At 68.3% G+C, this 4,531-nt stretch carries 5 protein-coding genes; 2 read left to right on the plus strand and 3 right to left on the minus strand.

Going from position 1 to position 4,531, the window contains the following annotated elements; all coding sequences use genetic code 11:
- A partial coding sequence (locus A5698_RS12910; protein ID WP_156670734.1) for a GAF domain-containing protein occupies positions 1 to 498 on the plus strand: 498 nt, incomplete at its 5' end.
- Here the strand turns inward: A5698_RS12910 and A5698_RS12915 are convergent.
- Positions 499 to 1,839 carry an APC family permease gene (locus tag A5698_RS12915; RefSeq protein ID WP_068297180.1) on the minus strand — a complete coding sequence of 447 codons (1,341 nt, stop codon included), beginning with the start codon at positions 1,837 to 1,839 and terminating at the stop codon, positions 499 to 501. It lies immediately after the preceding gene.
- Positions 1,840 to 2,066: 227 nt separating this feature from the next.
- Between A5698_RS12915 and A5698_RS12920 the strand changes: the two genes are divergently transcribed.
- A complete protein-coding gene (locus A5698_RS12920) occupies positions 2,067 to 3,503 on the plus strand; it encodes a glycoside hydrolase family 183 protein (protein WP_068297184.1) in 1,437 nt (478 codons plus the stop codon).
- Between the two features lie 6 nt (positions 3,504 to 3,509).
- On the opposite strand, the gene A5698_RS12925 is transcribed toward A5698_RS12920, so the two are convergent.
- Together A5698_RS12925 and A5698_RS12930 are read right to left on the minus strand one after the other, a co-directional pair.
- Positions 3,510 to 3,830: an STAS domain-containing protein gene (locus A5698_RS12925; RefSeq protein ID WP_067086029.1), complete on the minus strand. Its 321-nt coding sequence runs from the start codon at positions 3,828 to 3,830 to the stop codon at positions 3,510 to 3,512.
- The coding region (locus A5698_RS12930) for an ATP-binding protein (protein WP_156670735.1) at positions 3,830 to 4,531 on the minus strand (702 nt) is incomplete at its 5' end. The genes A5698_RS12930 and A5698_RS12925, both read right to left, overlap by 1 nt.

Here is a 4,531-nt window from a genome sequence, read left to right on the forward strand (position 1 = left end):
CGGTGGCCCGCGACCGTTGCGAGGACGCTCACCGGAACGTTGCGGTTCATCGCGGACCGAGCCGCCGAGGAAGTCGGTGTCTCCACGGGCGGCGGCGTCACCCTGCTCACGACGACCGGGCGACGAATCACCTCGGTGGCCACCGACCCAATCGCCGACCAGCTCAACGGATTGTTCGACCGTCATCACGAAAACCCCGCAGCGACAGCGTGGTTCGGATGCACGGTGGTAAGAGCCATCGGCTCACCGGAGGCGGCAGAATGGCCGGCGTGGGTCGAGCAGGCGGCCGAGATCGGTGCCCGCAGCGTGCTGTTCGCACCGCTGCGGACGTCGGAGCGGCTGTTGGGCACGCTCATGGTGTACTCGCAGGACGCCGAGGCCTACCGCCGCTCGGACGCGGACATGCTGGACCGCTACGCGACCGACGCCGCGATCCTCATCGACGAAACACAAAGCGCGCAAACACAGTTCCTGCGTGGAGCCGTAGCTAAGCGCTGATCACGCGTCGACCTTGCGGGTGGCCACCCGGGCGACCAGATACAGCACGGCGCCCACCGCGACGAGTATCGCGGCGAACAGCCACACTTTCGCGGTCTGCTGGGTCAGCAGGAGCACACACGACGCCACGCCGAGCACCGGCACCGCCGTCCACACCCGGAAATGCGGGTGCTCGACGCTGTCGCGCCGGAGCACCAGCACCGCGATGTTGGTGGAGATGAACACGATCAACAGCAGCAGCACCACGGTCTCGGCGAGCGTCGACAGATCGCCGAGCATGCTGAGCACCATCGCCACCGCGGTTGTCGCGACGATGGCGGTCCACGGTGTGCGCCGCTTCGGCAGCACGCGGCCGAGCACGCCCGGCAGCAGGCCGTGCTCGGCCATACCGTAGGTGAGCCGGCTGGCCATGATCATCGTCAGCAGCGCGCCGTTGGCCACGGCGACGAGCGCGATCGCGCTGAACACCCAGTCGGGAACTCCGACGTCGGACGCGCCGACCACGTCGAGCAACGGTCCCGAGGACTTCGCCAGTTCGTCGGCGGGCAGCGCTATCGCGCTCGCGACTCCGACCAGGGCGTAGAGCACGCCCGCGGTGATCAGGGCACCGAACAGCGCCGTCGGGTACACCTTGCTCGGATTGCGGATCTCCTCGGCGACGTTCGCGGAGGTCTCGAAGCCGACGAACGAGTAGTACGCGACGATCGCTCCGCTGAAGATCGCCAGCGCGGGCGTGGCGCCGTCGGGGAACTCGGTGACGCGGCCAAGGTCGCCGCGGCCGCCGCCCACCATCACCGACACCGCGATGACGACGATCAGAAGGCCGGTCAGCTCGATCACCGTCATCACGACGTTGCTCTTCACCGACTCGCTGATCCCGCGCGCGTTCAGGCACCCGATCAGGGCCAGGAACACGATGGCCGCCGGTACGGCCGGGACGTCGATGAAGGTCGCGAGGTAGTCGCCGGCGAAGGCGAGGGCGAGACCCGCCGCGCTGGTCACGCCGGCGGCGAGCATGCAGAAGCCCACCAGGAACGACACCAGCGGGCGGCGGAACGCACGCTCGGCGAACACCGCCGCGCCGCCCGCCTTGGGGTACTTGGTGACCAGTTCCGCGTAGGAACCGGCGGTGAGCAGCGCAAGCAGCAGCGCCAGCAGAAGCGGCGCCCACAACGCACCGCCGACGTCGCCCGCCAGCACGCCCATCAGCGCGTAGATCCCGGCACCGAGCACGTCGCCGAGGATGAACAGGTAGAGTAGTGGCCCGGTGATCCCGCGTTTGAGCTTGCCGCCCTCCGCTTCGTCGGGTTGGTCGGTCTGCGCCTTGGCCGGGGAGGTCATGCCGATTTCTCTACCCCGCCCGACCGGGAAACATTCCGCCTCCACACGCGACCTGTGAGTGAAAACGCTCGGTCAGCGAACGAGATCACGCACAAATCGCGGGTTGCGACACGGTCACGGATGGATACCTATCCGCGCACCAAGATCACAACCGTCACTTTGGCCACTAGCGTCACATCCGCCCATCGCTGACGTCGCTCCGGCGTCCGCATCCGGAAAGGTGTGACATGTCGCCGCTGCCGCGCATCGCCTCGCTGTCGGTGGCGTCCGCAACCGTGATCGGCCTGAGCGCCGTCCTCGGTGTCGTCCCCTTGGCGACCGCGGAACCCTGCACCGGCGCGGCCGCGGCCGCGCAACCGCCCGCGGCGCCGAACACCGAAGCGACGCCCGCATTGCCGGGCGGGCCGCCGGTCGGTCACCGGCCCCGCAACACCAACGAGGAAGCGCCGCTGCCGCAGCTGGGCCGGCTGCCCGTCGAGATCCTCAGATCGCTGACACCGCGTTCGGCGACCGTCGAGCAGCAGGCCGACGTCCGCCCGACACCCCCTCAACCACCCGCGGATCAACCTGAAGCGCAACAACTTCCCGCCGCTGCGGCCCCCGAACCGCCTCCTCCGCCCGCGCCGCCTGGAACGACGCTCGTCGGTTGGGTGACCGGTCCCGAGAGCCCGAACAACACCATCGGGCGGTTCGCCATCACCGGCACCGACCTCGGAATCATGTGGGACAACGGCGATCCCGGCAATCATCAGGTGCTGATGGCGTTCGGCGACACCTACGGGTATTGCAGCGTGCGCGGTAAGCAGTGGCGGTACAACACGCTGCTGCGCACCCAGGACGGTGCGCTGTCCAAGACGGTCGCGGTGCCCGACGCCATCCTCGCCAACCGCTACTCCGGTTCCCCGCTGTGGGCACCGGGGCTGTCCAAGCAGATCATCAACAGCACCAAGTGGGCACCGAACGAGACGGGCATCATCCCGACCGCGGGAATCTCCGCGGGCGGCAACCAGTTCGTGAACTTCATGTCGATCAAGAGCTGGGACGCCGACGGCCGGTGGACCACGAACTTCTCGGCGATCGCGGTCTCCCCCGACAACGGCGAGCGCTGGGGTGTCTACCCCGGCACCGTGCGCGCCGCGCGCGAAGGCGACGTCCCCGGCGCCCGCTACGTGCGCGGTAACGAGAACTTCCAGCAGGCCGCGTTCCTCAAGCCGGGTCCTGGTGACCCCTACCTGTACATGTTCGGAACGCCTGCGGGTAGGGGCGGTGCGGCGTACATCGCACGCATCCCACAGGGCGCGGTGCCGGACCTCAATCGCTACGAGTACTGGAATGTCGACCAGAACGCCTGGGTGCCAAGGGATCCGGGTGCGGCCACCGTGGTGATACCCGGCCCCGTGGGCGAGATGTCAGCCCAGTACAACACCTACCTCAAACAGTACCTGGTGCTCTACGGCAACGGCGCCAACGATGTGGTGGCCCGCACGGCGCCCGCACCCCAGGGGCCGTGGGGTCCCGAACAGGTGCTGGTGCGGTCGTGGGACGTTCCCGGCGGCATCTACGCCCCGTTCCTGCACCCGTGGTCGACCGGTAAGGAGCTGTATTTCAACCTGTCGCTGTGGTCGGCCTACAACGTGATGCTGATGCGCACTGTGCTTCCGTGACGGGGGTCAGTCCGCTTCTGCTGCAGCAACTTCGACGACCGATGTCAACCCGCTGATCGTCAGCACCGACATCAGGATCGGATTGGCGACGATCCTGCGGATCTGTGCGGCGTGGTCGAACAGCGCATTGATCGCCGCGCTGTCGAGGTACTCGACGGCGGCCAGGTCGACCGCCAACCGCCCCGCTTCTTGACCGTGCCTGCTCAGCGCGGCGGCGATGGCGTTGCTAAACGCCTCGACGTTGCTCAGGTCGAGTTCGCCGGTGACGCTCAGCACCACCGTGCCGTCGCCGCGCCGATCGGTGCGCACTTCGACAGGTGTGGGCATCAGGCGATCCTCGCGTGCATGTCGATCGTCGTACCCGCATCGCCCGTCTCAATCGAGACGTCCTGCATCAGTGCCCGCATCAAGGCGATCCCCCGGCCGCGGTGTGAGGCCGGATCGGCCTGTGGGACCTTCCACACTCCGGTGTCGGCGATGGTCAGGTGGAGCCGGTCGGCCAGCACGGTCGCGCACAGCCGAACGGTGCCGCCGGGGCGGTCACGGTGGCCGTGTTCGATGGCGTTGGCGAGCGCCTCCCCCGCTGCGATCAGGACGTCGAGCGTCTGATGCGGGTCCACCCCCGCACGGACCAGCCAGCTGCGCAGCGCGCTGCGTGTGCCGGCCAGTTCGCCGGGGTCGGCGCTGAACTCGATCTCCAGCGGCGCCGGTTGGCGGTACAGCATGAGCGCGACGTCGTCTTGATATCCGTAGTTGGGTGTCAGCCGGGCCATGATCTCGTCGGCCAGGTCGTCGAGCGGTGTGGCGGAATGGCTTTCGAGCACACCGGCGGCCCTGCGGATGCCCCTGTCCAGGGACTCGCGCCGACGCTCGACCAGGCCGTCGGTGTAGAGCAACAACGTCGCACGGGGTGGCATCACCTGACGGCCCTCCGGACGGATGTGGTCGAACGACAACCCCAGCGGGGTGACCGACGCATCGTCGAGCAGTCGGGTCGAGCCGTCGGGCAGCACCATGACCGGCGGCGG

Origin of the sequence: Mycobacterium sp. E136, assembly GCF_001666865.1 — a bacterium.
In the GTDB taxonomy this organism is placed as follows: domain Bacteria; phylum Actinomycetota; class Actinomycetes; order Mycobacteriales; family Mycobacteriaceae; genus Mycobacterium.

Excerpts from the sequence above, each read along its gene's own strand:
- A5698_RS12920 (WP_068297184.1), top strand. The coding sequence starts at position 2,067 with ATGTCGCCGCTGCCGCGCATCGCCTCGCTGTCGGTGGCGTCCGCAACC.
- A5698_RS12915 (WP_068297180.1), bottom strand. The coding sequence starts at position 1,839 with ATGACCTCCCCGGCCAAGGCGCAGACCGACCAACCCGACGAAGCGGAG.
- A5698_RS12925 (WP_067086029.1), bottom strand. The coding sequence starts at position 3,830 with ATGCCCACACCTGTCGAAGTGCGCACCGATCGGCGCGGCGACGGCACG.